At 73.7% G+C, this 24,814-nt stretch carries 23 protein-coding genes; 16 read left to right on the top strand and 7 right to left on the bottom strand.

The features are described 5' to 3' along the window. Window positions 1-43 precede the first annotated feature (43 nt). From speB to AB0O28_RS36305, 8 genes are all read left to right on the top strand, one after another. On the top strand, window positions 44-1,057 hold the full coding sequence (gene speB, locus AB0O28_RS36340; protein ID WP_363647127.1) for an agmatinase: 1,014 nt from the start codon (window positions 44-46) through the stop codon (window positions 1,055-1,057). 51 nt (window positions 1,058-1,108) lie between these two features. Continuing rightward, on the top strand, window positions 1,109-2,164 hold the full coding sequence (locus tag AB0O28_RS36335; RefSeq protein ID WP_363647126.1) for a hypothetical protein: 1,056 nt from the start codon (window positions 1,109-1,111) through the stop codon (window positions 2,162-2,164). A gap of 97 nt (window positions 2,165-2,261) precedes the next feature. After that, window positions 2,262-3,296, top strand: coding sequence for a rod shape-determining protein (locus tag AB0O28_RS36330; RefSeq protein ID WP_363647125.1), 1,035 nt, complete (start codon window positions 2,262-2,264; stop codon window positions 3,294-3,296). Beyond that, a complete protein-coding gene (gene mreC / locus AB0O28_RS36325; RefSeq protein WP_363647124.1) occupies window positions 3,293-4,219 on the top strand; it encodes a rod shape-determining protein MreC in 927 nt (308 codons plus the stop codon). Before AB0O28_RS36330 ends, mreC begins: the two co-directional genes overlap by 4 nt. Further along, window positions 4,219-4,800 (top strand): rod shape-determining protein MreD, encoded by a 582-nt coding sequence (locus AB0O28_RS36320; protein WP_363647123.1) that lies wholly within the window; start codon window positions 4,219-4,221, stop codon window positions 4,798-4,800. The genes mreC and AB0O28_RS36320 overlap by 1 nt, the downstream gene beginning before the upstream one ends. Then, entirely contained in the window at window positions 4,793-6,871 is a 2,079-nt protein-coding gene (mrdA, locus tag AB0O28_RS36315) for a penicillin-binding protein 2 (protein ID WP_363647122.1), read from the top strand. Before AB0O28_RS36320 ends, mrdA begins: the two co-directional genes overlap by 8 nt. Window positions 6,872-6,923: 52 nt before the next feature. Beyond that, window positions 6,924-8,090, top strand: coding sequence for a rod shape-determining protein RodA (gene rodA / locus AB0O28_RS36310; RefSeq protein WP_363647121.1), 1,167 nt, complete (start codon window positions 6,924-6,926; stop codon window positions 8,088-8,090). 15 nt (window positions 8,091-8,105) lie between these two features. Further along, window positions 8,106-9,149 (top strand): DUF2293 domain-containing protein, encoded by a 1,044-nt coding sequence (locus AB0O28_RS36305; RefSeq protein WP_363647120.1) that lies wholly within the window; start codon window positions 8,106-8,108, stop codon window positions 9,147-9,149. Window positions 9,150-9,156: 7 nt separating this feature from the next. Here the strand turns inward: AB0O28_RS36305 and AB0O28_RS36300 are convergent, their stop codons facing one another. Both AB0O28_RS36300 and AB0O28_RS36295 read right to left on the bottom strand, forming a co-directional pair. Then, complete coding sequence (locus AB0O28_RS36300) at window positions 9,157-10,059, bottom strand: serine/threonine-protein kinase (RefSeq protein ID WP_363647119.1); 903 nt, start codon at window positions 10,057-10,059, stop codon at window positions 9,157-9,159. A gap of 110 nt (window positions 10,060-10,169) precedes the next feature. Further along, complete coding sequence (locus AB0O28_RS36295; RefSeq protein ID WP_363647118.1) at window positions 10,170-12,320, bottom strand: N-6 DNA methylase; 2,151 nt, start codon at window positions 12,318-12,320, stop codon at window positions 10,170-10,172. Window positions 12,321-12,378: 58 nt separating this feature from the next. Here AB0O28_RS36295 and AB0O28_RS36290 point away from each other — a divergent pair, with 58 nt between their 5' ends. Then, entirely contained in the window at window positions 12,379-13,110 is a 732-nt protein-coding gene (locus tag AB0O28_RS36290; RefSeq protein WP_363647117.1) for a protein phosphatase 2C domain-containing protein, read from the top strand. Window positions 13,111-13,320: 210 nt separating this feature from the next. On the opposite strand, the gene AB0O28_RS36285 is transcribed toward AB0O28_RS36290, so the two are convergent. The 3 genes from AB0O28_RS36285 to AB0O28_RS36275 form a co-directional block, all read right to left on the bottom strand. Next, window positions 13,321-13,650 (bottom strand): dihydrofolate reductase family protein, encoded by a 330-nt coding sequence (locus tag AB0O28_RS36285; RefSeq protein ID WP_363647116.1) that lies wholly within the window; start codon window positions 13,648-13,650, stop codon window positions 13,321-13,323. A 233-nt stretch (window positions 13,651-13,883) separates the two neighbouring features. Next, window positions 13,884-14,633 carry an SDR family oxidoreductase gene (locus AB0O28_RS36280; RefSeq protein WP_363647115.1) on the bottom strand — a complete coding sequence of 250 codons (750 nt, stop codon included), beginning with the start codon at window positions 14,631-14,633 and terminating at the stop codon, window positions 13,884-13,886. A gap of 73 nt (window positions 14,634-14,706) precedes the next feature. After that, window positions 14,707-15,276 (bottom strand): CGNR zinc finger domain-containing protein, encoded by a 570-nt coding sequence (locus AB0O28_RS36275; protein ID WP_363647114.1) that lies wholly within the window; start codon window positions 15,274-15,276, stop codon window positions 14,707-14,709. 71 nt (window positions 15,277-15,347) lie between these two features. Here AB0O28_RS36275 and AB0O28_RS36270 point away from each other — a divergent pair, with 71 nt between their 5' ends. The 3 genes from AB0O28_RS36270 to AB0O28_RS36260 all read left to right on the top strand — a co-directional run bounded on the left by AB0O28_RS36270 (window position 15,348) and on the right by AB0O28_RS36260 (window position 18,092). Next, the gene (locus AB0O28_RS36270) at window positions 15,348-16,112 is read left to right on the top strand and encodes a methyltransferase domain-containing protein (RefSeq protein ID WP_363647113.1); all 765 of its coding nucleotides are present in this window, start codon (window positions 15,348-15,350) and stop codon (window positions 16,110-16,112) included. Between the two features lie 67 nt (window positions 16,113-16,179). Next, window positions 16,180-17,298, top strand: a complete 1,119-nt coding sequence (locus AB0O28_RS36265) for an acetate/propionate family kinase (protein ID WP_363647112.1) — start codon at window positions 16,180-16,182, stop codon at window positions 17,296-17,298. A gap of 11 nt (window positions 17,299-17,309) precedes the next feature. Beyond that, window positions 17,310-18,092 carry a PhzF family phenazine biosynthesis protein gene (locus tag AB0O28_RS36260; RefSeq protein ID WP_363647111.1) on the top strand — a complete coding sequence of 261 codons (783 nt, stop codon included), beginning with the start codon at window positions 17,310-17,312 and terminating at the stop codon, window positions 18,090-18,092. 12 nt (window positions 18,093-18,104) lie between these two features. On the opposite strand, the gene AB0O28_RS36255 is transcribed toward AB0O28_RS36260, so the two are convergent. Further along, window positions 18,105-18,662, bottom strand: coding sequence for an NAD(P)H-dependent oxidoreductase (locus AB0O28_RS36255; protein ID WP_363647110.1), 558 nt, complete (start codon window positions 18,660-18,662; stop codon window positions 18,105-18,107). Between the two features lie 146 nt (window positions 18,663-18,808). Between AB0O28_RS36255 and AB0O28_RS36250 the strand changes: the two genes are divergently transcribed. Further along, window positions 18,809-19,741 (top strand): AraC family transcriptional regulator, encoded by a 933-nt coding sequence (locus AB0O28_RS36250; RefSeq protein WP_363647109.1) that lies wholly within the window; start codon window positions 18,809-18,811, stop codon window positions 19,739-19,741. A gap of 11 nt (window positions 19,742-19,752) precedes the next feature. On the opposite strand, the gene AB0O28_RS36245 is transcribed toward AB0O28_RS36250, so the two are convergent. Then, window positions 19,753-20,760 carry a carboxymuconolactone decarboxylase family protein gene (locus tag AB0O28_RS36245; RefSeq protein ID WP_363647108.1) on the bottom strand — a complete coding sequence of 336 codons (1,008 nt, stop codon included), beginning with the start codon at window positions 20,758-20,760 and terminating at the stop codon, window positions 19,753-19,755. Window positions 20,761-21,055: 295 nt separating this feature from the next. On the opposite strand from AB0O28_RS36245, the gene AB0O28_RS36240 reads away from it, so the two are divergent. The 3 genes from AB0O28_RS36240 to AB0O28_RS36230 are packed head-to-tail and all read left to right on the top strand — an operon-like array spanning window position 21,056 to window position 24,802. Next, window positions 21,056-22,513: a sensor histidine kinase gene (locus tag AB0O28_RS36240; protein WP_363647107.1), complete on the top strand. Its 1,458-nt coding sequence runs from the start codon at window positions 21,056-21,058 to the stop codon at window positions 22,511-22,513. Next, window positions 22,510-23,184, top strand: coding sequence for a response regulator transcription factor (locus AB0O28_RS36235; RefSeq protein ID WP_363647106.1), 675 nt, complete (start codon window positions 22,510-22,512; stop codon window positions 23,182-23,184). The genes AB0O28_RS36240 and AB0O28_RS36235 overlap by 4 nt, the downstream gene beginning before the upstream one ends. Before the next feature lie 31 nt (window positions 23,185-23,215). Further along, entirely contained in the window at window positions 23,216-24,802 is a 1,587-nt protein-coding gene (locus AB0O28_RS36230) for a hypothetical protein (protein ID WP_363647105.1), read from the top strand. Window positions 24,803-24,814 lie beyond the last annotated feature (12 nt).

Genomic DNA, 24,814 nt, shown 5'->3' with positions numbered 1-24,814 from the left:
GCATGTGATGCCCGATAAGACCGGCAGCAGCTAAGGAGTTGGATTGTCCCGCTACGGCCAGATGTTCGGTCCCGACATCACCTTCCTCGGCGTCGAGCGGTGCGACCTCGGCGACCCGGCAGGCTACGCGGACGCCGACGTCGTCATCCTGGGCGCCCCGTTCGACGGCGGCACCTCCCACCGCCCCGGTGCGCGCTTCGGCCCGAACGCCATCCGCCAGACCTGCTACCTCCCCCACGACGGCTCCCGCCCCAGCCTGGCGCTGCGCGTGGACGCGCTCAAGGACCTGCGGGTGCTGGACGCCGGGGACGTGGAGACCTACGCCGGGGACATCGAGGGCAGCCTGCGCGCCATCGAGGACGCGGTCGCCAGGATCGCGGCCTCCGGGGCGATCCCCGTCGTCCTCGGCGGCGACCACACGATCGCCCTGCCCGACGCGACCGGCGTGGCCCGCCATCACGGCTTCGGCCGGATCTCGATGCTCCACTTCGACGCGCACGCCGACACCGGCGACATCGAGTTCGGCCACCTGCACGGCCACGGGCAGCCGATGCGGCGGCTCATCGAGTCGGGCGCGATCCGGGGCGACCGCTTTTTGCAGGTGGGCCTGCGCGGCTACTGGCCCGGGCCCGAGATCCTCGACTGGATGGCCGGGCAGCGCATGCGGTCGTACGAGATGACCGAGATCGTGGCCAGGGGCCTCGACGAGTGCCTCACCGAGGCGTACGCGATCGCGCTCGACGACTGCGACGGGGTCTACCTGTCGGTCGACGTGGACGTCTGCGACCCGGGCCACGCGCCGGGCACCGGCACGCCCGAGCCGGGCGGCCTGTCGGCCCGCCAGCTCCTCGACGCCGTACGCAGGACCTGTTACGAGCTGCCCGTCGTCGGCCTGGAGATCGTCGAGGTGGCCCCGCCGTACGACCACGCGGACATCACCGCCTATCTCGGCAACCGGGTCGTCCTGGAGGCGCTGTCGGCGATCGCCCGCCGCCGCAGGGACGCCGCCGACGGCACCCGCTGGGACCCGGAGCAGCCCCTCCTCGACGGCCGCTGAATCCGGACTTGTCAGTACGCGGGCTGGTTCCGATCTGGTAGGCATGGTCGGATGACGCGATCGAGAACCGCCGCCGTCCTGGCCGTCGCCGCCGTGCTCCCGGCGCTCCTGACCGGCTGCGCGGCGGACGGCCGCGTCACGGGCGCGGACCGGACGACGACGGCGGCGGCGCAGGCGACGCCGGGCACCGGATCTTCAGGCACCGGGTCTCCGGGCACCGGATCTTCAGGCACCGGGTCTCCGGGCGCCGGATCTTCAAGGGCGGCGGCGCGGGCGAGCGGGCCGGCGGCCAGGGACGCGTCCGACGGGGCCGCCCGCCCGGTCCGGTCCCCCGCCACGCCGGTGCGGGTGCCGGCCGGCGTCACCGCCGGGTACGCCGTGGTCGACGCGACCACGGGCAAGACGGTCGCCCAGCACCTGGCGCACCACCGGTTCCGGTCGGCGTCGGTGGTGAAGATCCTCATCGCCACGGACTACCTGGAGCGGCACAGGGGGACGATTCCGGCCAGGGACATGGCGCTGCTGACGCCCATGCTCCGCGGCAGCGACGACGACGCGGCGACGGCCCTGTGGCGGCGCGGCGGCCAGGGCGAGATCGTCAGGCGCATGGCACGCCGGATCGGCCTGACCGAAACCTCCCCGCCACCGGCCGCCAAACCCGGCTTCTGGGGCTACACGGCCATCAGCGCGGCCGACATCGCGCTCGTCTACCGGTATCTGCTGCGGCGGGCCGAGCCCCGCGTCCGCGACTTCGTCCTCGGCCATCTACGCAAGGCGTCCCAGTGTGCCCGCGACGGTTTCGACCAGTTCTTCGGCATCCCCCGTGCCGTTCCGCGCCCCTGGGCGATCAAGCAGGGGTGGTCCGGATACGGCGCCGTTCCTCCCGTCAAATGCACCCGGGCGAAGGCGGCGTCGTACCGTATCGGGTCGGTCACAATGGGCGGCAACCCGGTTGATTTCGGCCGTCCGGTGCTTCACACTACCGGCGTGATCGGCGACCGGCTGATCATGGTGGTGCTCACCCTGCAGCCCTCGGGGGCGTCCTTCACGCGGTCGGCCGAGCGGGTGACGAAGCTGGCGAGAGACCTCTATCTCAGCGTCGCCTGACGGTCCGGTTCGTATGGAAGGGACCGTTCCGTTTAGAGGCGGGGCCGCCGGGCAGCGATCACGCGTGCTCTCCCTCCTCTCTGAAAGCTGGTCGGCGATGGGTTTCCCGTGGGGATTGCTCGGCCGGGACATGGCGGTCGATCTGGGTACGGCCAACACGCTCGTGTACGTGCGCAAGAAGGGCGTCGTCCTCGACGAGCCCTCGGTGGTGGCGATCAACCTGCACACGGACAGGATCGTGGCGGTCGGCACCGCGGCGAAGGAGATGATCGGGCGCACCCCGCCCCACATCGCCACGCTGCGCCCGCTCAAGGACGGCGTGATCGCCGACCTCGACGCGGCCGAGCGCATGCTGCGGCACTTCATCCAGGTGGCGCACAAGAACCGCTACCTGGCCAAGCCCCGGGTCGTCGTCGCCGTGCCGAGCGGCACCACGAGCGTCGAGCAGCGCGCGGTCAGGGAGGCGGCGTACGAGGCGGGCGCCCGCCGCGTCCACATCATCGAGGAGCCGATGGCGGCGGCGATCGGCGCGGGGCTGAACGTGGGCGACACGACCGGCAACATGGTCGTGGACATCGGCGGCGGCACGACGGAGGTCGCCATCGTCTCGCTCGGCGGCGTGGTCGTGTCGAAGTCCGTGCGGGTCGGCGGCGACGAACTGGACGAGGCGATCGTCAACTACGTCAAGAAGGAGCACTCCCTGATGCTCGGCGAGCGCACGGCCGAGCACATCAAGATCAAGATGGGTGGCGCGCGGCCGGGCGGCGACGAGACCACGCCGCTGCCGATCCGGGGACGCGACCTGGTGACCGGTCTGCCGAAGACCGCGACGATCACCCGGGCGCAGGTGAGGGAGGCGATCGAGGACCAGGTCCAGACGATCGTCGACGCCGTGCAGAGCACGCTCGACCAGTGCCCGGCCGAGCTGGCGGGCGACCTGATCGACAACGGCATCGTGCTGACCGGCGGCGGCGCGCTGCTCGACGGGCTGGCCGAACGGCTCGAAGAGGCCGTCGGCATGCCGATCCACCTCGTCGACCAGCCGCTCCAGTCGGTGGTGCTGGGCGCCGGCCGGTGCGTCGAGCGTTTCGACGACATGCAGGACGTGTTCCTTCCCGAAACACGTCGATGAGGGCGGCCGGTCGCCGGGCGCCCGCGCTGCTGGCGCTCGTCTCCGTCGCACTGATCGTGACCGACGCCGTCACCCCGCTCGAACCGCTGCGGGCGTTCGGGTCGGCCGTGTACGGCGGACTGGAGCACGCCGCGTCCTCCGGCGCCCGGTGGGCGTCGGACGGACCCCGCGTGGAGGAACTCGAACGCGAGAACGCGCGGCTGCGCGCCGAGGTGCTCGCCGCCCGCCGCGCCACCCCGCCCCCCGCTCGGGCGGACGGCTATCAGGTCGTGTCCGCCCACGTCATCGGCTTCGGCCGGGACGGCACGGTCACCGTCGACACCGGCACGCAGGGCGGCGTGACCCGCGACATGACCGTGTTCGACGCGGACGGGCTGGTCGGCCGGATCCTGCGGGCCGGCCCGGGCACGGCGACGGTCCAGCTCGCCACGGCCTCGGGAGCCTCGATCGGCGCGCGGCTCGAGGGCTCGCGGGAGGTCGGCCTGGTGACCGGCGTCCCCGAGCGCGGGCTGCTGCGGCTGAGCCTGCTCAATCCCGCCGCCGAGGTGAAGCCCGGCGATCGGGTGGTGACGCTGGGCTCGCGCGACATGCGGCCGTACGTGCCGGACGTGCCGATCGGCACGGTGGCCACGGTCGAGCCGGCGCCGGACGCGCTGACCAGGACGGCGCTCGTGCGTCCCTTCGCGCGGTTCACCGCGCTCGACCTCGTCACCGTGGTCCTCGGGCCACTGCCGGACGCCGCGGACCCGGCGGTGGACCCGTCCGACGAGACAGACGGCGGCGAGGACGGCGACAAGGGCGGCGGCAAGGACGCGGCGAAGGCCGAGAGCGAAGGCGGGGCCGAGAGCAAGGGCGGAGACCGGGGCGAGGGCGCGGCCGGGGACACCCCGAAGAGCGGTTCGAAGAAGGCGAAGGAGGCGTGATGAGGGCGGTCGTCCTGTCCGTGCTCGTCGTCCTCCTCGCCCCGGTGCTCCAGGTCACCGTGGTGAACGGGCTGTCGCTGCCCGGCGGCGGGCCCGACGTCGTGCTGGTCGCCGTCATCGCGCTCGCGCCGCATCTGCGGCCGAGACCGGAGGCCAGGGGTCTGCCGGAGCGGGGCGCCGCGGGAGGAGGAGCGGGCGCGTTCCTGGGATTCGCCGCGGGCCTGGCCGCCGACATCGCACCGCCCGCCGATCACGTGATCGGGCGGCTCGCCCTGGTCCTGTGCCTGGCCGGATGGGTGTGCGCGCGGGTGGCGGCCGACGGCACGGCCGGGCGGCGCGCCGCGGTCGCCGCCGCCGTGGCCCTGGGCGCGACGCTCGCCGGGGGCCTGCTCGCGGCCCTGCTCGACGGGACGCCGTGGGGCACCGCCCTCGCGCCCGGCGCCTTCGCCTGGAACGCCGGCCTGGCCGCGCTCGTGTCGGCGGCGCTCGCCGCGCTCCCCCGCCGCCGGTCCTTCGGGCGGGTGCCCAGATCACGGGACGGTTCACGCGATCCGTACGCCCGGGGGAGGCGGCTTGCGTAGGAGCGCCCACCGCCCCTTTTCCAACCGGGGCCGTCTCACGGTCGTGTTCGTCGTGGTGACCGCGCTCATGCTGACCCTGCTCGGCCGCCTGTGGTATCTGCAGGTCGTCACCGGTCCGTCGTACGTCAGGGCGGCCACGGAGTCGCGGGTGCGCTCGGTCGTCCTGCCGCCGGTGCGGGGGCAGATCCTCGACGTACGCGGCCGGCCGCTGGTGGCCAACGAGACCAAGCCGCAGGTGTCGGTGGACTACATGGCCCTCATCCACCAGCCCGACGGCGGGAAGGACGTGCTGACCCGGCTCGCCCGGGCCCTCGGCCGGCCCTACCAGGAGATCGCCGACCGGGCGCGGCTGTGCACCGGGGGCGTGCCCCGGCCGTGCTGGCCCGGCTCGCCGTACCAGCCGATCGTCGTCGCGGACGACGTGAGCGTGCGCACGGCGCTGTGGATCGCGGAGCGGCAGGACGAGTTCCCCGGCGTCAGCACGGCGTTGCGGCCGGTCAGGACCTACCCGCTCGGCTCGGCGGCGGCACACGTGCTCGGCTATCTGCAGCCGCCCTCTCCCGACGACCCCGAGGGCGGCCCGGAGCTGATCGGCCGCGACGGCCTGGAAGCGGAGTACGACCGCGAGCTGGCCGGGCGGACCGGAATCAGGCAGGTGGCGGTGGACAGCACGGGCAAGGTCACCGGCCTGATCCGCGAGGAGGCGGCCGTGGCCGGGGACACGCTCGTGACCAGCATCGACGCACGCGTCCAGGAGCTGGCCGAGCGGGCGCTGGCCCGGGCGGTGACCGCCGCGCGCAAGCGGGGCGAGCCCGCCGACAGCGGCGCGGCGGTGGTGCTGGAGGCGGCGACCGGGCGGGTGACGGCGATCGCCGACTACCCCACCTACCACCCGGGCGTGTGGACCGGGGGCATCTCCCAGCGCGACTACGAGGACCTGCCGCTGGTCAGCGCCGCCGTGCAGGGGCAGTGGCCGCCGGGCTCGACGTGGAAGGTGACCTCGACCGCCGCGGCGGCGAAGGCGGGCTACTCGCTGCGGGCCTCCTACGACTGCCCCGGCGGCTACACGATCGGCGGCCGGGTGTTCCACAACTTCGAGAGCGCCGAACTGGGCCGGATGGACATGCGCCGGGCCCTGGTCGTGTCCTGCGACACGATCTTCTACCGGTTCGCGGAGAAGTTGTGGCAGCGCGACGGCGGGCTCACGCCGGTCAAACGCCCCAAGGACCCGATGCAGGCGATGGCCAGGGAGTTCGGGTTCGGCACGCCCACAGGTGTCGACCTGCCGCACGAGGCGTCGGGACGGGTGCCCGACCGCGCCTGGAAGAAGTCCACCTGGGAGCGGACCAGGGCCGACTCCTGCCGCCGCGCCAAGACCGGCTATCCGGAGATGTCCGACCGCAAGCGGGCGGCCTACCTCAAGGCGCTCGCCGCCGGCAACTGCCGCTCCGGCGGGGTCTGGTGGGCCGGTGACGCGGCCAACTTCTCCATCGGCCAGGGCGACGTGCTGGTGACGCCGCTCCAACTCGCCCGCGGGTACGCCGCGCTCGCCAACGGCGGCACGGTCTTCAGCCCCAGGATCGGCAAGCAGGTCGTGCGTGCCGACGGCACCGTGAGCCGCACGATCACCCCTCCCGTCGTGGGGAAGATCGGCGCCTCCCGCACGACGCTCCGGTTCATCCGCGACGCGCTGGCCGGCGTGCCGCGCACGGGCACGGCCGCGGGCGCGTTCGAGGGGTACCCGTTCAAGCGCCTGCCCGTCGCCGGGAAGACCGGCACCGCCGAGGCGTACGGCAGGCAGGACACCTCGTGGTTCGCCTCTTTCGGCCCGGTGAAGAAGCCCAAGTATGTCGTGGTGGTCGTCGTCTCCCAGGGCGGCACGGGCGGGACCACGGCGGCCCCCGCCGCCCGGGAGATCTGGGAGGGCATCGCCGCCCTCACCCATGACGCGAAAAAGCACGACAAGAAGAAGCACGGCAAGAAGGCCGGGAAACACAAGAAGCACGGCAGCGGGACGCGGTCCGCCTCCCTGCCTCCGGCCGCGCTCGCCGGAGCGGGTGGTGCGCGATGACCGCCCGCCCGCCGGCGGTGACGGTCCGGGCTCGTCCAGCTGGAGGCGCACGATGACGACGCTCGGTCCCCTGTCCGTACGGCTGCCCCCGGGCCGTGCGACCAGGCGCAGGACGAGGGCGCGCCTCGCCTTCCTCCCCGCCTGGGGGCTGCTGCTGCCCGCAGCCGCGTTGTCCGCGATCGGGCTGCTGCTCGTGTGGTCGGCCACCCGCAACGAGCCGGGCTCGACGCTGCCGCAGCGGCAGGCGCTCAGCGTGGGCATCGGCTTCGTGCTCATGTGGGCCGTCTCGCGGATCGACCTGCGGATGCTGCGGGCGTACGTCCCGGTGCTGTACCTGCTCGGGCTGGCCGGGCTGATCGCCGTGCTGACCCCGCTGGGCCGCACGATCAACGGCTCGCACGCGTGGATCGTGCTCGGCGACGGGCTGCAGTTCCAGCCGTCGGAGTTCGCGAAGGCGGCCACGCTGCTCGCGCTGGCGACCGCGCTCGGCGAGCCGCGCGACGGCGAGCGCAGGCCGGGCGCCGGGGCCGTGCTGCTCGCCCTCGGGCTCGCCGCGCTGCCGGTCGGGCTGATCGCGCTGCAGCCCGACTATGGCACCGCGCTCGTCTTCCTGGTGCTGACCACCGGGATGATCGCGGTGTCGGGCGCGCCCAAGAGATGGTTCGCGGCGTTCGCCGCGGCCGGGGCCGCCGGGCTGTTCCTGGTGTGGCGGCTCGACCTCGTCCGGCCCTACCAGCTTCAGCGTCTGATGGTGCTGGCCGACCCGGACGCCGACCCGATGGGCGTGGGCTACAACGCCACCCAGGCCAGGATCGCGATCGGCTCCGGGGGCCTGCTGGGCAAGGGCCTGTTCCACGGCGAGCAGACGGCGGGCCATTTCGTGCCCGAGCAGCACACCGATTTCATCTTCACCGTCGCGGGCGAGGAGCTCGGCTTCGCCGGCGCCGCCTGCGTGATCCTGCTCATGCTCGTCCTGCTGTGGCGTGGCCTGTGGATCGCGGCCAAGAGCCCGTCGCCGTTCGGCACGGTCGTGGCCGGCGGGGTCGTGTGCTGGCTGGCGTTCCAGACGTTCGTCAACGTGGGGATGACCATGGGCCTGCTGCCGGTCGCGGGGCTGCCGCTGCCGTTCGTGTCGTACGGCGGGTCGGCCACGATCTCCAGCCTGGCGGCCGTGGGGCTGCTGGCCGCCGTGAACCGGCGTACGCGCACACCGGGATAGGGCAGGCTTGGAGGAATGCGCAGCAAGCTCGGCGGACGGGTGGCCCAGGCGGCGGAGATCGCCCTGGCCACCCGCAAGCACGTGACCCCGATCGACGTCCTCACCGGTCTGCGGTGGCTGCACGACCGCCACGTGGAGACCTGGCGGCAGGGCCGCGCCGACAGCCTGGAACGGCTGGCCGCCGTGGACGCCGGCCGGATGGCCGAGGCCGTGTCGCATCTGCGCGCCTGGGCCGTGTCCCGCGACCTCGTGGAGAGCGAGGCGGCGTACACCGCGGGCACCCGCGACCGGCGGCAGCTGCGTTTCACCGCGGCGGGCGACGAGGAGCTGGAGCGCGCCTTCCGCGTTCACTGGCTGTCGCCGGAGCTGAGCGAGGCGCGGCGGCGGCAGATCACCGAACGGCACAACAAGGCCCCCGACCTCGTGGTCGTCGCCCCGCTGGACGCGTGGACCTGCGCCGACTGTGGGGACACCGGACCTTACCTGGTCATGGAGGACGACCGGCCGCACTGTCTCAGCTGCGCCGACATGGACCACCTGTGCTTGCTGCCCGCCGGGAACGCGGCGCTGAGCCGCCGCGCCAAGAAGGAGAGCGGACTGTCGGCCGTCGTGGTCCGCTTCAACCGGCGGCGCAAGAGATACGAGCGTCTCGGCGTCCTGGTCGAGGAGGAGGCGCTGGCGCGGGCCGAGGAGCAGTGCCTGGCCGACGAGGAGGTGCGGCTGCGCCGCCGCGAACGCGACCGCGAGCGCCGCGCCGGCGAGGATGCCGAGTTCCGGACGAGGATGGCGGCGGAGATCCGGCGCCTGTTCCCCCGCTGCCCGGCCGAGCGGGCCGAGGCCATCGCCGCGCACGCCGCCGTACGCGGCAGCGGACGGGTGGGCCGCACCGCCGCAGCCCGCGTGCTGGACGAGAACGCCATCACGCTCGCCGTGATCGCGAGCGTGCGCCACCTGGACACCGACTACGACGAACTGCTGATGTCCGGGGTGCCGCGGATGACGGCCCGCGAGCGGATCCGTCCCCGGGTCGAGGAGGTCCTGACGGCCTGGCGCGCATGAGCGGCTCTCAGCGGACGCGGCCGACCATCTGGGCGTACATGCGGCCGGGGCTGGGGACCGACGACGGGTTGAGGAAGCCGGGCAGCGGAGGCAGGTCGACCGCGAACGGCTGCAACCGCTCGAACAGCGTGTGCGCGTCGGGCGGCCGGTTGTCCGGCTCTTTCTCCAGCAGTTCGGCGATCAGGCGGTCCAGCTCGGCCGGGACCCCCGGCACCCGGGGTGGCCGTTCCTTCACCTGCTTGTCGAACACGGCGTACTCGGTGGGCCCGGTGAACAGCTGGTTGCCGGTCAGCATCTCGTGCAGCACGCAGCCGAGGGAGTACAGGTCGCTCTTCGGCCCGGCGACGCCACGCTGGATCTGCTCGGGCGACATGTACGCCGGGGTCCCGAGGATCTGCCCGATCCGGGTGAACTGCGCCGTCACCCCCGCGCGATCCGCCTCGCGCAGCATGGCGAGCCCGAAGTCCAGCAGCTTCACGCTGCCGTCCGGGCAGAGCATGAGGTTGGTCGGTTTGAGGTCCCGGTGGCAGATCGACAGCTCGTGCGCGGCGGTCAGCACGGCGCACGCCTGGGCGGCGACGGCCGCGGCCCAGGGCACCGGCAACGGGCCGTGCTCGCTGAGCAGGTCGGCGACGGTCACGCCCTCGATGAACTGCATGACCTGGAAGAGCCGCTGCTCGTAGGTGCCGAAGTCGTAGAGCACGGGCGCGCCGGGATGGTCGAGCTTGGCGAGGATCCGCGCCTCCCGGATGAACCGGCGTTGCAGCTCCTCGTCCGGGCCGTCGGGCAGCCGCAGGAACTTCACCGCCACCTTGCGGTCGAGCCGCCGGTCGTGCCCGCCGTACACGGCGCCCATGCCGCCCTGACCGAGGGGAAGGTCGTCCAGCTCATACCGGTCGCCGATGACCATGCGCCCCTCCCGTCGGCCTATCGGGGAAAAAGCTACCGGATCCGTCCGGCATGCTCGGGCTCGGCGGCCGGGTGAACAGGACATCTTCAGCTTGGAAGCTCCCGTTCGCGTCACCCACGGGGGCGGAGGCGTCCGTCGATCAGCCCCTCGACGCCGAGACGGGCCAGCGCCTCCCCCGCGGCGGCCGCCTCGCGCAGGCCGTCCTCGATCGCGAGCAGCCGCCTGAAGGCCGAGCCGTACGTCCGCTGGACGGCCAGCGGAAGCTGGGGGACGCGGGCCCGGCGGGCCTCCACCCGGCTGCTGCCGAGATGCGGCCGGCCGCCGCCTGCCGCGTACCGCAGGAATCCCGCCAGGAACTCGGGATCCACCTTCCCCGGGTCGACGCGGAAGAGGCTCAGATGGGGGCCGAGGACCGCCCCCTCCACCGTGACCACCCGGGCGGTGACGGCCGAGGCCACCACGTCACCCGGGCGCGCGACGACCAGACCGGGGGCCGACGGGATCCGCCGCGACGGCGCCGTACCGGCCGCGACGTCGTCGGCCGTCAGCACCCGGACGCCGTCCCCGGACGCGTCGCCGGCCGCCCCGCCGATCGCCTGTCCGTCGGAGACCGCGCCCGCGAAAACGCCGCCACCGGAGACCTCGCCGGCGATGTCACCGGGGACGTCGCCGTCCGGTAGCGCCCGCAGCGTCGAGTGCCGGATGGTCAGCAGCCCCGACCTGGCCATTTCGGCCACGGTCGCCCACGACGCGTCCCAGCCCGCCGCTCCGCCGGTGAGCACCTCCAGGTCGGGCACGCCGCCGGCCAGCGCCGCGAGCGCCTCCCGGAAGCGATCCTCTGCCGCCGGAAAGCCCCGCGTGTCGACCCGGGGCGACAGGTGCCGCGCCGGGCTCACGTCCACCTCGTCGTCGAGGACGTCGATGATCCGGACCGTACGGCCGCCGGACGGCGGTTCGGTCTCGGCGAGGTGAGCCCGCCAGGCCGGCTCGACGGAGGCGGGGTCGTCGCCCGCGTCGCCCACGAGGAGGGCGACCGGCTGCCGCTCCCCCGGCTCCGGGCGGCGCAGCAGCCACAGGTCGGGCCCGCCGGGCGCCAGCGTGAAGACCGCGCGCAGCGCGCCCGCGCGCAGCAGGTTCGCCCGGATGCGGCGTCCCGGGCGACGGCTCGCGGCGGCGCCCGGCATCAGGATGGCCACCAGCCCGCCGGGCCGCACGTGGGCGAGACAGTGCTGCACCCAGGCCAGCTCCGACTCGCCCCTCGGGGGCATGCCGTACTGCCAGCGGGAGTCGCCGATGAGGTCCTCGTGGCCCCAGGCCCGTTCGTTGAACGGCGGGTCGCACACGACGGCGTCCACGAGCGCGTCCCCGGTCGGGTCCCCGAGCGCGTCCGTCGGCCGGTCCGGCGGGAACGCGTCGTGCCGCAGCGCGTCGCCGGGCACGACGCGGGCGTCCCGTCCGCGCAACAGCAGCCGCAACGCGGCGAGCAGTGCGACCGTCTCGTTGGCGTCCTGGCCGAGCAGCCGCACCTCGTTCCCCGCCCCGGCCGCGGCGTCCAGCAGGAGCGTCCCCATGCCGCACGCCGGGTCGAGCACCGTACGCGCCCCCGGACAGGCCAGCCGGGTCATCAGGGCGGCCACGTCGGGCCGGGTCAGCGCCAGCCTGCGGCTGTGCGCCTCCGCGTACCGCTCGCAGAGGAACTCGAACGTGACCGCCGCCCCCTGCCGCTCGGCCATCCCGGCGACCAGCCGGAGCAGGCCGGGCTCCAGCGGCGTCGCGTCCCCGCCGCGCGGGGGCAGGTCGGCGGTCGCCTCGGCCACCGCGCGCGGGAGCCGTACGGCGAGGTCGGAAGCGGCGGACAGGCGCTTCCAGCCATCGGGGTCGCGGAGTGTGTAGAGCAGGAACGCGCCGACCTCCCCCAGCACCTCGCCCAGGCGCAGATCGTCGGCCGACGCGCGCAGCCGCTGCCAGACGCGGTCCCCCTGGGACACCTCGAACGACTTGCCGTTCCTGCGCAGCCACGCCTCTACTTCCGGGAGCGAGAAAAGCGGGCTGGATGCGGTACCACCGACCGGTTGGGGGAAGTCCTCGTACCGGCGGCGCCAGTTGCTGACCGCGGCCCTGCCGACGTCGGCGAGCCGGGCGATGTCGCCCGCGTTCACGGTCGCTTCGACCGCCGCTTCGACGGCGGCCTCGAGCGGGCTCGCGGCGGCTGGACGCGCCGTCGTGTCCGCTGTGCTGTCCGCCTGGGCGTCGTGGCTCATGAACACGAGCCTAGCACTATGCTTGTGAAGTGACTCAACCAATGGTTTACTCAAAACCATGACGCACAACCGTATTCGATACGCCGCCGGGTCGGACGTCGGGCGTTCGCGTGCCAACAACGAGGATTCGGTGCACGCCGGCGAGCGCCTGCTCGCCATCGCCGACGGAATGGGCGGGCACGGACACGGCGAGGTCGCCAGCGCGGCCGTCATCTCCACCATGGCCAAACTGGAGGACGGCCCGGCCCCCGCCGATCCCGTCGCGGCCCTCGCGGACGCCGTACGGGAGGCGGGGCAGCGCCTGGGCGACCTCGCCGCGCAGGACCCGGCGCTCGAACGGATGGGCACCACGGTCACCGCCATGCTGTGGGACGGGCACGGGCAGTTCGCACTGGCCCACGTGGGCGACTCGCGGGCGTACATGCTGCGTGACGGCGCGCTGTACCAGATAACGCGCGACCACACGCTGGTGCAGTCACTGGTGGACGACGGGCGCATGAGCCCCGACCAGGCCGCCCGCCACCCCCGCCGCTCCCTGCTGCTGCGGGCGCTGGAGACGAGCGGCCTGGCCGAGCCCGATCTGTCCCTGCGCGAGGCCTACCCGGGCGACCGCTACCTGCTGTGCTCCGACGGGCTGACCTCCGTGCTCGAACCCGAGGCGCTGCACCACGTGCTCACCACCGTGACCGATCCGCAGGAGGCGGTCCTGCGGCTCATCGAGCTGGCCAACGAGGGCGGCGGCCCCGACAACATCTCCTGTGTGGTCGCCGACGTCGAGCCCGCCGACTGATGATCGCCGCCTACCGGGACCCCGCCCCAGCCGCGAGAGACGACGGAAACCGGCAACCAGTGATCTTGAGGTGAACTTGCCGCAGGTGAGGTGCCGGGGCGGATCGGTCGTCGGCTGCCCGGCCAGGGACAGCGATGCGCGAAGGCAGCCGGAGGCCCGATCTCGCGTCACCGTTCGCGGTGGGCTTCTTCGGGTACCCGCTCAGACCGGTCAACGGCGCACCCGATAGCGCAGGTGAAGCACCCGGTTGCCCTGCATCACCACCTCAGGATCCTCCAACATGTACTGCGCGTGGACCGACCCGAAGTAACGCTTGCCGGACCCGAACACGACGGGTACGACGTCCATGCGCACCTCGTCGATCAGGCCCGCGGCAAGCACCTGGCCACCGACGTCGCCGGCGGCGACCTCGACCATGCGGTCACCCGCGAGCTCCTGTGCCTTGGCCACGGCTGCCTCGACGCCGTCGACGAAGTGAAACGGCGCCTCGGGGTCCCAGCCGTCCGTCAGGTCGAAAACGTGTCGGCGCACCAGCGTCACCGAAGACACTGTGCATTGGGAAGAGCCGGCACTGGCGTCTGATCCAGTTGCGGGGCAAGGGGGTGCGTGCGGAGATTCTGCCGTCATGCACACCTGGGTGTCTCACACCGATCACCCGGCTCCCGTCCTCTCCCGGTGGCCGGAGTCGTGCGTGAGATCTCGCGGCCATTTTCTGCGGGTGGAAAGGCCGCGAGGTGTCCGTGCTCGGCCCGAGCGATGCGCCCGGGCGGACATCAGACGGCCCAGCCGCCGTCGACGTTGATCGTCGCGCCGGTGACGTAGCGCCCGCCGTGGCCCGCCAGGTGGGCGATGGTCTCGGCGATGTCGTCCGGCTCGGCGTAGCGGCCGAGGACCGTGAGCCCCCGGATCGCGTCCGCCATGGGGCTGTCCGCCGGGTTCGAGGCGGTGTCGGTCGGACCGGGGTTGACGAGGTTGACCGTGATGCCGCGCGACCCGAGGTCGCGGGCGAGCCCCTTGGTCATCCCGGTCATGGCCGTCTTGCTCATGGCATACAGGGCGAAGCCCGGGAAGACGGCCCGTTCGGCCATGTTGCTCCCGATGGTGATGATCCGGCCGCCTTCGGTCATGTGCGCCGCCGCCGCCCGCGCGGCGAGGAACGGCCCGCGCACGTTGGCCGCGAGCGTACGGTCGACGTCCTCAGGCCGCAGGTCCTCGATCGGCGCCACGTGGAAGACGGCCGCGTTGTTCACCAGCACGTCGAGGCGGCCGAACTCGGCGGCGGCCTGGTCCACGGCTCCGGTGACCGCCGCCGCGTCGCCGTTGTCGGCCCGGATGACCAGCGCCCGCCGGCCCATCCCCTTCACCTTCTCCGCCACGGCGGCCGCACTGTCCTCGTCGCGCTCGTAGGTCAGCGCCACGTCCGCGCCGCGCTCGGCCAGCTTCAGGACGACGGCCGCGCCGATGCCCCTGCCACCCCCGGTGACCAGGGCCGCCTTGCCGTTCATGTCGTTGGTCTCGTTCATGGGGCCGAGCATGGCAAGAACGGCACCGGCGGGTCCGGCGGCGATCGGACCTGGCGTTCGCCGGGCTGAGGGGTCAGGCGCCGCGCGCCCGGAAGGCGGCGGTCTTCACCCGGTTCTGGCAGGCCGTGGAGCAGAATCGGCGGGTGCCGTTGCGTGAGGTGTCCACGTACACACGGTCGCAGTGCGGCGCGGTGCACACGCCGAGCCGGTCGTGCAACTCGCTGCCGAGCACCACGGCGAGGCCGGTCGCGCAACTGGCCGCGTAGTTGCCGGCCAGGGTGCCGCCCGCGCCGTGGAAGTGCAGATGCCAGGGCTCCCCGTCGTGCCGGTCGAGGTGCGGGCGCGCGTCCGTCTCCGCCAGCAGCCCGTTCACGGTGAGCGCCGCTTCGTCCACGTCGCCGCGCGTCACCGCCTCGAACACGGCGCGCAGTCGTCCCGCGACCTCCGCGAGCGCGCCCGCCTCGGTCTCGGCGACCCGCGGGGCCCGCTTGTCGCCGGTCGCGAGGACGTCGGCGACCGCGGCGGCCCGCGCCTCCCCCGTGGGCGGCTCGTACGGCCTGCCCCGCGCCTCACCCTCGGTGAGCGTGTTGACCAGGCCGACGGCGACCGACACGACGGCATCGGTGTGACTGTTGAAGTTCACTTGACCAGTTACGTCCTTGCGTTCTACGTTGTAACTGCCGAAAGCATACAAGCCAGTCACAAGGAGACGGCATGCTCACGTTCGACGTCGCCACTCGGTGGATCGACCGCTGGGACCGCCAGCAGGAGGGCTACCTCCCCGACCGGGAGGAGCGCTTCACCGCGTTGATCGACGCGGTCGAGGCGGGCGCGGGCCGCCCGGACCCCCTCGTGATCGACCTCGGCTGCGGCCCCGGGTCGCTCTCGGCCCGCCTGCTGAGCCGTCTTCCCCGGGCCACGGTCGTCGCGGTCGACGCCGACCCCCTGCTGCTGTCGCTCGGCCGGGCGGCGTACGGCGGCCGCGACGGCCTGCGCTTCGCCGACCTGGACCTGCGCGAGCCGGGATGGAGCGGGGCGCTCGGCCTCGACCGCCCGGCGGACGCGGCGGTGAGCACGACCGCCCTGCACTGGCTGGCCGAGCCCGATCTGCGAGCCGTGTACGCCGAGCTGGCGGCCGTGCTGCGGCCGGGCGGGCTGTTCCTCAACGGCGACCACTTCAGCTCCGAGGACACCACACCGGTGCTGGGCCGGCTGGAGCGGGCGATCCATGAGAGCGAGGAGCGGCGACGTTTCGCCGCCGGCCGTCCCGAGGACTGGCGCCAATGGTGGGACGCCATCGCCGCCGACCCCGAGCTCGCCGGCGTCGCGGCGCCCCGGCCCGCCACCGCGGCGCACCACGGCTCGGAGTCGCTCCACCTGTCCACCCACGTCGAGGCCCTCCGCGCGGCAGGCTTCGCCGAGATCGGCACGCTGTGGCAGCGCGGCGACAACCGGCTGCTCTGCGCCGTACGTCCGTAATTTCCCGACCGCTCTGTCGGGCGGCCTGCCGGGGTTTGCCCATCGAGTCGCCGGGGAGACGGAGGCCATGACACCGGTCGTGCTCACCGTCAACGCCGGCTCCAGCAGCCTGCAACTGCATCTGGTGCGGGACTCCCGCGTGCTGCGGACCGAGCACAGCGAGCACAGCCCGGACCCCGCCGCCGCGGAGCGTACGCTGTCGGACTTCCTGTCCGGGGCGGACGTCGGGGTGGCCGCCGTCGGGCACCGGCTCGTCCACGGCGGAGAGGCCGTCCGCGCGCCCACGGTCGCCGACGACGGCGTGGTGAAGGCCGTGCGCGAGTACGCCGACCTCGCACCGCTGCACGTGCCGCCCGCGCTCGCGCTGGTCGAGGCGGCCCGGCGGGTGCTGCCCTCCGTGCCGCACGTGCTGTGTCCCGACACCGCCTTCCACGCCGGACTGCCCGCCGCCGCCGCCACCTACGCCCTGCCCGCCGAGTGGCGGCGCCGGTGGGGTCTGCGCCGCTACGGCTTTCACGGGCTGTCGTACGCGTGGGCGACCCGGCGGGCGGCCGAACTGCTCGGGCGTCCCGCCGGCGAGCTCAACCTGGTCCTCGCGCATCTCGGCGGCGGCTGCTCGGTCTGCGCCGTACGCGACGGCCGGAGCGTGGACACCTCGATGGGGTTCACGCCGTTGGAGGGCGTCCCCATGAGCAAGCGTGCGGGCAGCGTCGATCCCGGCATGCTCCTGTGGTTGCTGTCCGGCTCACGCCTCACGCCGGAGGAGTTGCGTGACGGGCTGGAGCACGACTCCGGCCTGCTCGGGCTCTCCGGCGGCCTGTCCGGCGACACCCGCGACCTGGTCGCATCGCCCGAGGAGGCCGCCGCGCTGGCGCTCGACGTGTTCACCTACCGGGTGAGCCGGGAGATCTCCGCTGTGACGGCCGCCCTCGACCGGCTCGACGCGCTCGTGTTCACCGGCGAGATCGGCTGGGACCAGCCCGAGGTGCGCGAGGCCGTGTGCGACAGACTGCCGCTGCTCGGCGTCGAACCGCCCGCCGTGTCCGATGTGGACCGGGATCGCGTCGTCAGCCCGCCGGACGCCCGTCTGCCGGTCCTCGTCGTACGGCCCCGCGAGGAGCTCCAGGTCGCCCGGGAGACCCTCGCCGCGCTCGGCCGTCCCGCCGGCGAAAGCGAGCGGCCGTAGAATCCGCAGACATGCGCGTCTTCACCGTGGACTCCTTCACCGACCGGCCGTTCCGGGGCAACCCCGCCGCGGTCTGCCTTCTCGACGACACCGTGCCGGACGAGTGGATGCAGGCCGTGGCCGCCGAGATGCGCCACTCGGAGACGGCCTTCGTGCTGCGGCTGGACGAGGGACCGCGCTCGCTGCGCTGGTTCACTCCCACGGTCGAGGTCGCGCTGTGCGGGCACGCCACCCTGGCCACCGCGCACGTCCTCTACTCCGTGGGCGAGTCCGGGCGGCTGGAGTTCGCCACGAAGAGCGGCGTGCTCGCCACCGAGCAGTCGGACGACGGCCTGATCACGATGGACTTCCCGGCGAACCCGCCCGCGTCGTGCCCACCGCCGGACGGCCTCGCCGAGGCCCTCGGCGTCACACCGCTGTGGGTCGGGCGAAGCCGGTTCGACGTCCTGGTCGAGGTCGGGTCGGCCGACGAGGTGCGGGCCGCCGACCCCGACATGGTGCGGCTGGCCGAGGTCGAGGCCCGGGGCGTCATCGTGACGGCGTCCGGCGAGGGCACCTCCGCCGACTACGTCTCCCGGTTCTTCGGCCCCCGTGTGGGCGTGCCGGAGGACCCGGTCACCGGATCGGCCCACTGCGTGCTCGCGCCGTACTGGTCGGGCAGGCTCGGCCGGGACGCGCTCGTCGGGGAGCAGGTGTCGCGGCGCGGCGGGACCGTGCGCACGACCCTGCGCGGCGACCGGGTCGAGCTCGCCGGGCACGCCGTGACCATCTGGTCCGGCGAGCTGGAGGTCTGACCTCCCTTCCGGTCACGCTCTGACCGTACGCAGGGCCTCCGCCCATGAGACGACGTGGTCGAGCATCAGCCGCACGGAATCCTCGTGCCGGGCGGCGGGCCGGAAGTCGGAGAAGTTCTCGAAGTCGTCGCGGATGGAGAGCGTGACCTGCGGCGCCACGCCCGCCACGCTGACCGTGCCGAGAATCTGGCGCAGGTGTTCGATGGCGCGGGAGCCGCCGTCCACGCCGTAGCCGACGAACCCGGCGGCCTTGTTCGTCCACTCCGCGTACAGGAAGTCGATCGCGGTCTTGAGGGCGCCCGAGGTCGAGCGGTTGTACTCGGGGGTCACGAAGACGAACGCGTCGAGGGCGGCGACCGCCTGCGACCACCTCCTGGTGTGGGCGCGCTCGTACTGTCCGGCCGCGGCGGGCACCGGCTCGTCCAGGTGCGGCAGTGCGTAGTCCTCCAGGTCGATCAGTTCGTAGTCGGCGTCGCCGCGCTTGACGGCCAGGTCGTGGACCCAGCGCGCGACCGCCGCCCCGTTGCGACCGGGACGGGTGCTGCCGATGATGACGCCTATTTTGATCATTGTGAGCGGTCTCTTTCCCTGAAAGGGGGTTCGGCGCCGGGGCCCGCGGCATCTGACGTGGACAACTCTAGGAAGCAGCCGCGAGAAGACCAATGCGTGTGGATCTGGCATTTATACGCGGGAGTCTCGCCGCTTAGACTCTCCGCATGGATGTCCTGAGCGACGTCATCGCCATCATGCGTACGGGCCGGCCCCGCTCCGCGCTGATTTCCTGGCGCGCGCCCTGGGGGCAGCGCTTCCCGGGGGAGCCCGGCTCCTCGACCTTCCAGGTGGTTCTGCGCGGGTCCTGCTGGTTCCTCCCGTCCGAGGGTGAGCCCGTCGCGCTGAGCATGGGGGACGTGGTGTTCCTCCCGCAGGGCGGCGGGTACGGCCTGGCCGACAGCCCCGCGACTCCCCTGACCGAACCGGTCTGCGACCCGTACCGGGACGCCGGTGTGATCAGCACCGCCCTCGGTGGCACCGGAGCCGAGACGGTCACGCTGTGCTGCGGGTATCGGCTCGACCAGGCCAGGTCCCACCCCAGCCTGCGGTCACTGCCTGCCGTGATCCATCTGCCCGCCCGGCTCGGCCGTCATCCCGAGCTGCGCGCCACGGTGGACCTGCTCGCCCAGGAGATCGAAACGCCACGCCTGGGCGCGGACACCGTGATCTCGTCCCTGCTCGACACCCTCCAGCTCTACATCCTGCGGTCCTGGTTCGAGGCCGAGGGAGAGCAATGCGCCGACTCGGGCTGGGCCGCCGCCCTCGCCGACCCGGCCGTCAGCGCCGCCCTCGACGCCATGCACCGCGACCCCGCCCACCCCTGGACCGTCCAGTCGCTCGGGGAGCGGGCCGGCCTGTCCCGGGCCGCCTTCTCCCGCCGCTTCACCGACCTGATCGGCAAATCGCCCCTGGCCTATCTCACCTGGTGGCGGCTGTCCACCGCGGCCCGCCTGCTGCAGGAGACGGACGCTTCGGTGGCGGAGGTGGCCAGGCGCGTCGGGTACGGCTCGGAGTTCGCGTTCGGGAACGCGTTCAAACGCGAGCACGGGATCTCCCCCGGCAGATACCGCCGGTCGGTCTGCGCCCCCGCCTCCTGACCCGTCCGGTCTCAGGCGGCCCGTACGGCGAGGGCGGACTCGATCCGCCGGACGGCGGTGATCGCCCCGAACGCCAGCAGCCGCACGAGGTCGGCGTCGGACCGGCTGCCCCCGGCCTCCCGCCAGGCGGCGACGTCGGCGTCGGTCACCCGGTACGGCGCGAGGGCGGCCAGCAGAGCGAGCCGGGCCGCCGGGCGGCGCGTGGGCGCGACGTCCGCCAGCGGATCGGACGTCCGGCCGGACAGCGGAGGGTGTCCGCCGTCCCACGCCGCCACCGCCTCGATGACCGCCTCCCTCGCCGTGCCGTCCAGCAGAGCGGCCCCTTCCTCCGCTCCGGCGTGCAGCGCGGCGAACGCGGTCCCGGCCGGGGCCCCCGCCGCCCAGGCGGGGGCCGGGCCCGACGGCAGCCCCCGCAGCAGGGGCAGCGCCTCCCCCTGCGGCAGGCTGCGGCGCACCGTCCTGGCGAGGGCCCTGCCGCCCAGGCCTCGGATGAGCCGGGACCGCTGCAGGCCGGCGGGCAGGAGGTCGTCGGTCAGCAGCGACGACACCATCCGGTTGATGAAGTGGAAGGCGAGGGCCGTGCCGATGTACTCGGGCGCGTGGACGGGCGGGCACGGCGGCGCCTGCCCGGCCGTGGCCGTGCCGGTGGCCCAGACGAGCAGCCGGGCGTGCTCCGGATCGGCCGGCGCCTCCCCGCGTGCGACGGTCTCGGCCAGCCGGTGCTCGCCGGTCGCGTGCAGGAGCACGGTGTGCGCGTCGACGCAGAACGGGCACCTGTTGGCGAGGGAGACCCCCACGGCGACGACCTCCTTGGTCACCCTCGGAGCCTGTCCGGCGAGCAGCGACTCACGCAGCACCGCCCATGTGGGAGCGAGCACCTCGGGAGCCGGGGACAACGCCGCGAACAGGGGCATGCGGGCCACGCCGAAATCACGGGCGATCTGACCGTAGACCCCGGCGATCAGCCCGGTCGCCGCCTCCACGGGCACCGGGGTCACGTAGCGGTACGGCGTCGGCATCTCGGTCTCCCCATCGGTCGTGCTTTTCGTTCTGATCGTGCCGAGCGCCGCCGCTCCCGTCGTCGTACGGCGGAAGGCGTTCCGAGCCGCTCCCCGGCATGCGGGAGACGGCCGCCGTACTCCGGTGGGAGTAGCGCCGGATCGATCCGCCGGGAGGAGGCGGCGCGAAGCAGGCGCGGGCTACCCTTCAGACATGGACGGCGATCACGGACGTCAGGCGTCCCACAGCCCAGCGGCGTCCCCGGGCGCATCGGTGATCGCGGATTCACCGGCGTGCCCGCAGGAGCGTGCTTCCGTGACCCCACCGGCCCTCGCGGACACCGGGGCGAGCGTGTGGCGCCGCCGCATCGCCGGCACGTATGTCGCGGACGTCGCGATCGCGATCGTCGTGGCGGCGCTGCTCGTGGGCGGCACCCTGCTGCCCGGCTCGCCGGGCGGCCTCGCCGACGTGGGGGCGGTCGACTACGTGCTGCTGCTGGCCGGGTCCGCCGCCCTGGCCGCACGGCGCACGGCGACGGTGACGGCGCTCGTCGTCTCCGCGGCCTGCATGCTGGCCTACGCCCTGCGGGTGCACTTCGAGACGACGACCGCCTTCCCCGTCCTGATCACGGTCTACTCGGCGGCCGTTTCCGGCCGGCGTGTGTGGGCGGCACTGGTCAGCGCGGCCTACCTCGGCGGCGTCTTCCTGGTGGAGCTGTCGGATCTCGGCACCCGGACCCCGCGCGAGGTGGTGGACGGGGTCAACCTGCTGCTCGGGTGGTTCGTCGCCGCCAACGTCGCGGGGGTCGTCTCCCGGCAGCGCCGGGCGTACCTGCGCCAGGCCGAGCAGCGCGCCATCCAGGCCGAGCGCACCCGTGAGGAGGCCGCGCTGCGCCGGGCCGGCGAGGAGCGGCTGCGCATCGCCAGAGAGCTGCACGACTCGCTCACCCACAGCATCTCGATCATCAAGGTGCAGGCCGGCGTGGCCGTCCATCTGGCACGCAAGCGGGGCGATGACGTGCCGGCCGCGCTGCTGGCGATCCAGAACGCGAGCGCGGACGCCATGCGGGAGCTGCGCGCGACGCTGGAGGTGCTGCGCGAGCCCGGCCCTGACGACGCGCCCGGCACGGCCAGGGCCGACCGGATCGGCGAGCTGGTCGAGCGGGCGCGGTCGGCGGGCGTGCCGGCCACGCTGGCGGTCACCGGCACACCCCGCGCCCTGCCGCCCGAGGTCGACCTGGCCGCCTACCGGATCGTGCAGGAGGCACTCACCAACGTGGCACGGCACGCGGGCCCCGCCTCGGCGTCCGTGCACGTCGGCTACCTGCCCGACACCCTGGTCGTCCACGTCGAGGACGACGGCCGGGGCCTGTCCGGCGCCGCATCGCCGAACGGAGCGGGCGCGACCGCCGAGGCGAGCGCCGGGGTCCGCCCGGACGCGATTCGCGTCGGGGTGGGGCTGACCGGAATGCGGGAGCGGGTGTCCGCGCTCGGCGGCCGGCTGCGGACCGGACCGGGGCCGGACGGCGGTTTCGTCGTCCACGCCGAGCTGCCCCTCGCGGCCGCGCCGCCCGCCGCCGACGGAGCCTCCGCGAACGGAGCCTCCACCGACGGGGTCTCCACAGACACGGTCCCCGCCGACGGAATCTCCGCCGACGGTGGCTCCACCGGCGAGCGTGGCAACGGCACCGGAGCCCGTATCGGGACCGAACAACCTGCGGCCGTCCCGCGGACGGGCGTCACCGCCCTTACGGCGGAGGAGGGAACGACTTGATCAGGGTGCTGCTCGTGGACGACCAGGCCCTCATCCGGGCCGGGTTCCGGGCCCTGCTCGACTCCGAGGAGGGCGTCGAGGTGGTCGGCGAGGCGGGCGACGGCAAGCAGGGCCTGGCGCTGGCCGAGCGCCACGTTCCGGACGTCGCCCTCGTGGACATCCAGATGCCGGTGATGGACGGCATCGAGACGACCCGCCGGATCGCCGCCAATCCCCGCCTGGCCGCCACCCGCGTGGTGATGCTGACCAATTACGGGCTCGACCGATACGTGTTCGACGCGCTGCGGGCGGGCGCGAGCGGCTTCCTGCTCAAGGACACCGACCCCGTGGAGCTCATCCAGGCGATCAGGGTCGCGGCGCGCGGCGACGCCCTGCTGTCCCCGGCGGTCACCCGGACGCTCATCAGCGAATACGTCTCCCGGCCGCCGGATGCCGTGCCGACGGCCGCGCTCGAGGCGCTCACGAACCGGGAACGGGAGGTCGTCGCCCTGGTCGCGCGCGGCCTCACCAACGAGGAGATCGCCGCGCACATGGTGATCAGCCCGTTCACCGCCAAGACCCACGTGAGCAGGGCGATGACGAAACTGGGCGCGCGTGACCGCGCCCAGCTCGTCGTCTTCGCCTACGAGTCCGGTCTGGTGGTTCCTCGGAACTCCGCCAGATCCGGCTGAGCGTTCTCCTCGGCCCCGGGGAGGACGCGCGATGACGGGCATACCTAAGATCGCGTTCATGGGTCTGCGTACGCCCGCGGCCGTGTTGCTCGCTCTCCTGTCGCTCGCCATGCCGTCGCTCGCGGCCTGCCCCCCCGGCGGACCGCCGGAAAGCCTGGCCGCTCGCGTCAATCCGCTGCCCGCCGGTGTCAGCGGTCCCGGTGCCGCGGTCTTCCTCGCCCGCGTCCCCGACCGGATGCGGGACGACATGCTCGGACTGATCCGGGTGGGCCGCTTCGGAGACGCGCTCGCGAAGGGCGCCTGGGTCCGTCGCCACGCGGAGGTCGCGCTGGGCGATCCGGCCCTTCCCATCGCGGTGCGCGGCCTGGCCGGGGATCCCCGGGACGCCGTCCTGGCGGCCGGAAACGTCATCGACGCCCAATTGCCCCAGCACGTCTTCCTCACCGGGACGTTCTCCCTCGGACGAGAGCTTTCCGCGACCACCGGCCGCTGCGTCCTCGTCCGGACCGACGGCCGTATGGAGCGGCCCGAGCCCGAGGCGCAGTGCGAGCGCGCCCCCAACGGCGGTGCGTACTGGTACGCCGGGCAACGGAAGAGGATCGGCGGCATCGACCTGCGGACCGGCACGGCGAGCCCGGCGCTCGTCGTGCCGGAGTTCCCTGCGGCCGTCTCCCCTGACGGGCGCCACCTGGCGTACGTGCGAGGCGAGACCCTCGCCGTCATCGACGTCCGGGACGGCACGGCCGTCACGGCCGGCGGGGCGAGCCGCGGCGGCCCCGACGTCTTCACCCCCGAGGGATACGTGACGATCCTCCGGGCGGACGACCGGGCGCCGGCGCTCGTCGTCGCCGGTTTCCACGGCGAGGTCCGCGGCCTTGTGGACGACGTCGGCACGGTCGCCTTCGTGCCGGACGGCCGGCGCGCCCTCGCGATGGCGGGCCGCGGCCGCCCGCGCCTGGTCGTGGCCGACCTGCGGACGGGCGCGCTCACCCCGGTGAAGGGTTTCCCCGCGAGCGACGGCGGCGCGAAGATCGTCGTCGCGGGCGAGCACGCGCTCGTCGCGGTGCTCGCCCGGGACGCGGACATCGGTGACCCGCGGCCCGCCGACGTGTGGGAGGTCGACCTGCGGCAGGCCCGGGCACGCCGGGCCGTCACCGTTCCGCGGGCCCAGCAGGCCACTCCGTTGCCCGGGGGCACCCCTGCGGGGCAGGAGGCACCGGTCCCCGGCGCGCGCCTTCTGGCGGGGCTCCGCTTCGCGCCGGACCGCGGCGTGGTCGCCGTCTCCGGCGACGGGGTCGCCGTCGCGGGTCCGGCGGGGACGTCCCCCGTCGCGGCCCTGCCCGGCCGCCGGATCCTGTTCTCTGGTGAAGGGCCCGCTCTCACGGCCGTCGGCGAGCCGGGCGGGGCGGTCCGGATCGCCACCGGAGCCCGGAAGGACCAGGTCGTCGCCGGAGTGCTGCCCACCGCCGACGGACGGCACCTCATCGTCTCCCTGCGCCCCCGGGACAACCTCGCGGCCGGTCCCGGCCCGGACGACGAAATCGTCCTGGCCCGCCTCGACGGAGGCGCCCCGCTCGTCCTCTATCGGGGTGTCGTCCTGGCCAGTGTCGGCCTTTAGCGGAAACGCGAC

The organism is Microbispora sp. NPDC088329 (assembly GCF_040685655.1).
GTDB lineage: Bacteria > Actinomycetota > Actinomycetes > Streptosporangiales > Streptosporangiaceae > Microbispora.
This window is presented reverse-complemented; position numbering and strand designations above follow the sequence as displayed.

Bases quoted from the DNA above. Each gene is read 5' to 3' on its own strand.
- AB0O28_RS36335 (WP_363647126.1), top strand. From the start codon at position 1,109: ATGACGCGATCGAGAACCGCCGCCGTCCTGGCCGTCGCCGCCGTGCTC.
- AB0O28_RS36330 (WP_363647125.1), top strand. From the start codon at position 2,262: ATGGGTTTCCCGTGGGGATTGCTCGGCCGGGACATGGCGGTCGATCTG.
- mreC (WP_363647124.1), top strand. From the start codon at position 3,293: ATGAGGGCGGCCGGTCGCCGGGCGCCCGCGCTGCTGGCGCTCGTCTCC.
- AB0O28_RS36320 (WP_363647123.1), top strand. From the start codon at position 4,219: ATGAGGGCGGTCGTCCTGTCCGTGCTCGTCGTCCTCCTCGCCCCGGTG.
- rodA (WP_363647121.1), top strand. From the start codon at position 6,924: ATGACGACGCTCGGTCCCCTGTCCGTACGGCTGCCCCCGGGCCGTGCG.
- AB0O28_RS36305 (WP_363647120.1), top strand. From the start codon at position 8,106: ATGCGCAGCAAGCTCGGCGGACGGGTGGCCCAGGCGGCGGAGATCGCC.
- AB0O28_RS36300 (WP_363647119.1), bottom strand. From the start codon at position 10,059: ATGGTCATCGGCGACCGGTATGAGCTGGACGACCTTCCCCTCGGTCAG.
- AB0O28_RS36295 (WP_363647118.1), bottom strand. From the start codon at position 12,320: ATGAGCCACGACGCCCAGGCGGACAGCACAGCGGACACGACGGCGCGT.
- AB0O28_RS36290 (WP_363647117.1), top strand. From the start codon at position 12,379: ATGACGCACAACCGTATTCGATACGCCGCCGGGTCGGACGTCGGGCGT.
- AB0O28_RS36280 (WP_363647115.1), bottom strand. From the start codon at position 14,633: ATGAACGAGACCAACGACATGAACGGCAAGGCGGCCCTGGTCACCGGG.
- AB0O28_RS36270 (WP_363647113.1), top strand. From the start codon at position 15,348: ATGCTCACGTTCGACGTCGCCACTCGGTGGATCGACCGCTGGGACCGC.
- AB0O28_RS36265 (WP_363647112.1), top strand. From the start codon at position 16,180: ATGACACCGGTCGTGCTCACCGTCAACGCCGGCTCCAGCAGCCTGCAA.
- AB0O28_RS36260 (WP_363647111.1), top strand. From the start codon at position 17,310: ATGCGCGTCTTCACCGTGGACTCCTTCACCGACCGGCCGTTCCGGGGC.
- AB0O28_RS36255 (WP_363647110.1), bottom strand. From the start codon at position 18,662: ATGATCAAAATAGGCGTCATCATCGGCAGCACCCGTCCCGGTCGCAAC.
- AB0O28_RS36250 (WP_363647109.1), top strand. From the start codon at position 18,809: ATGGATGTCCTGAGCGACGTCATCGCCATCATGCGTACGGGCCGGCCC.
- AB0O28_RS36245 (WP_363647108.1), bottom strand. From the start codon at position 20,760: ATGCCGACGCCGTACCGCTACGTGACCCCGGTGCCCGTGGAGGCGGCG.
- AB0O28_RS36230 (WP_363647105.1), top strand. From the start codon at position 23,216: ATGACGGGCATACCTAAGATCGCGTTCATGGGTCTGCGTACGCCCGCG.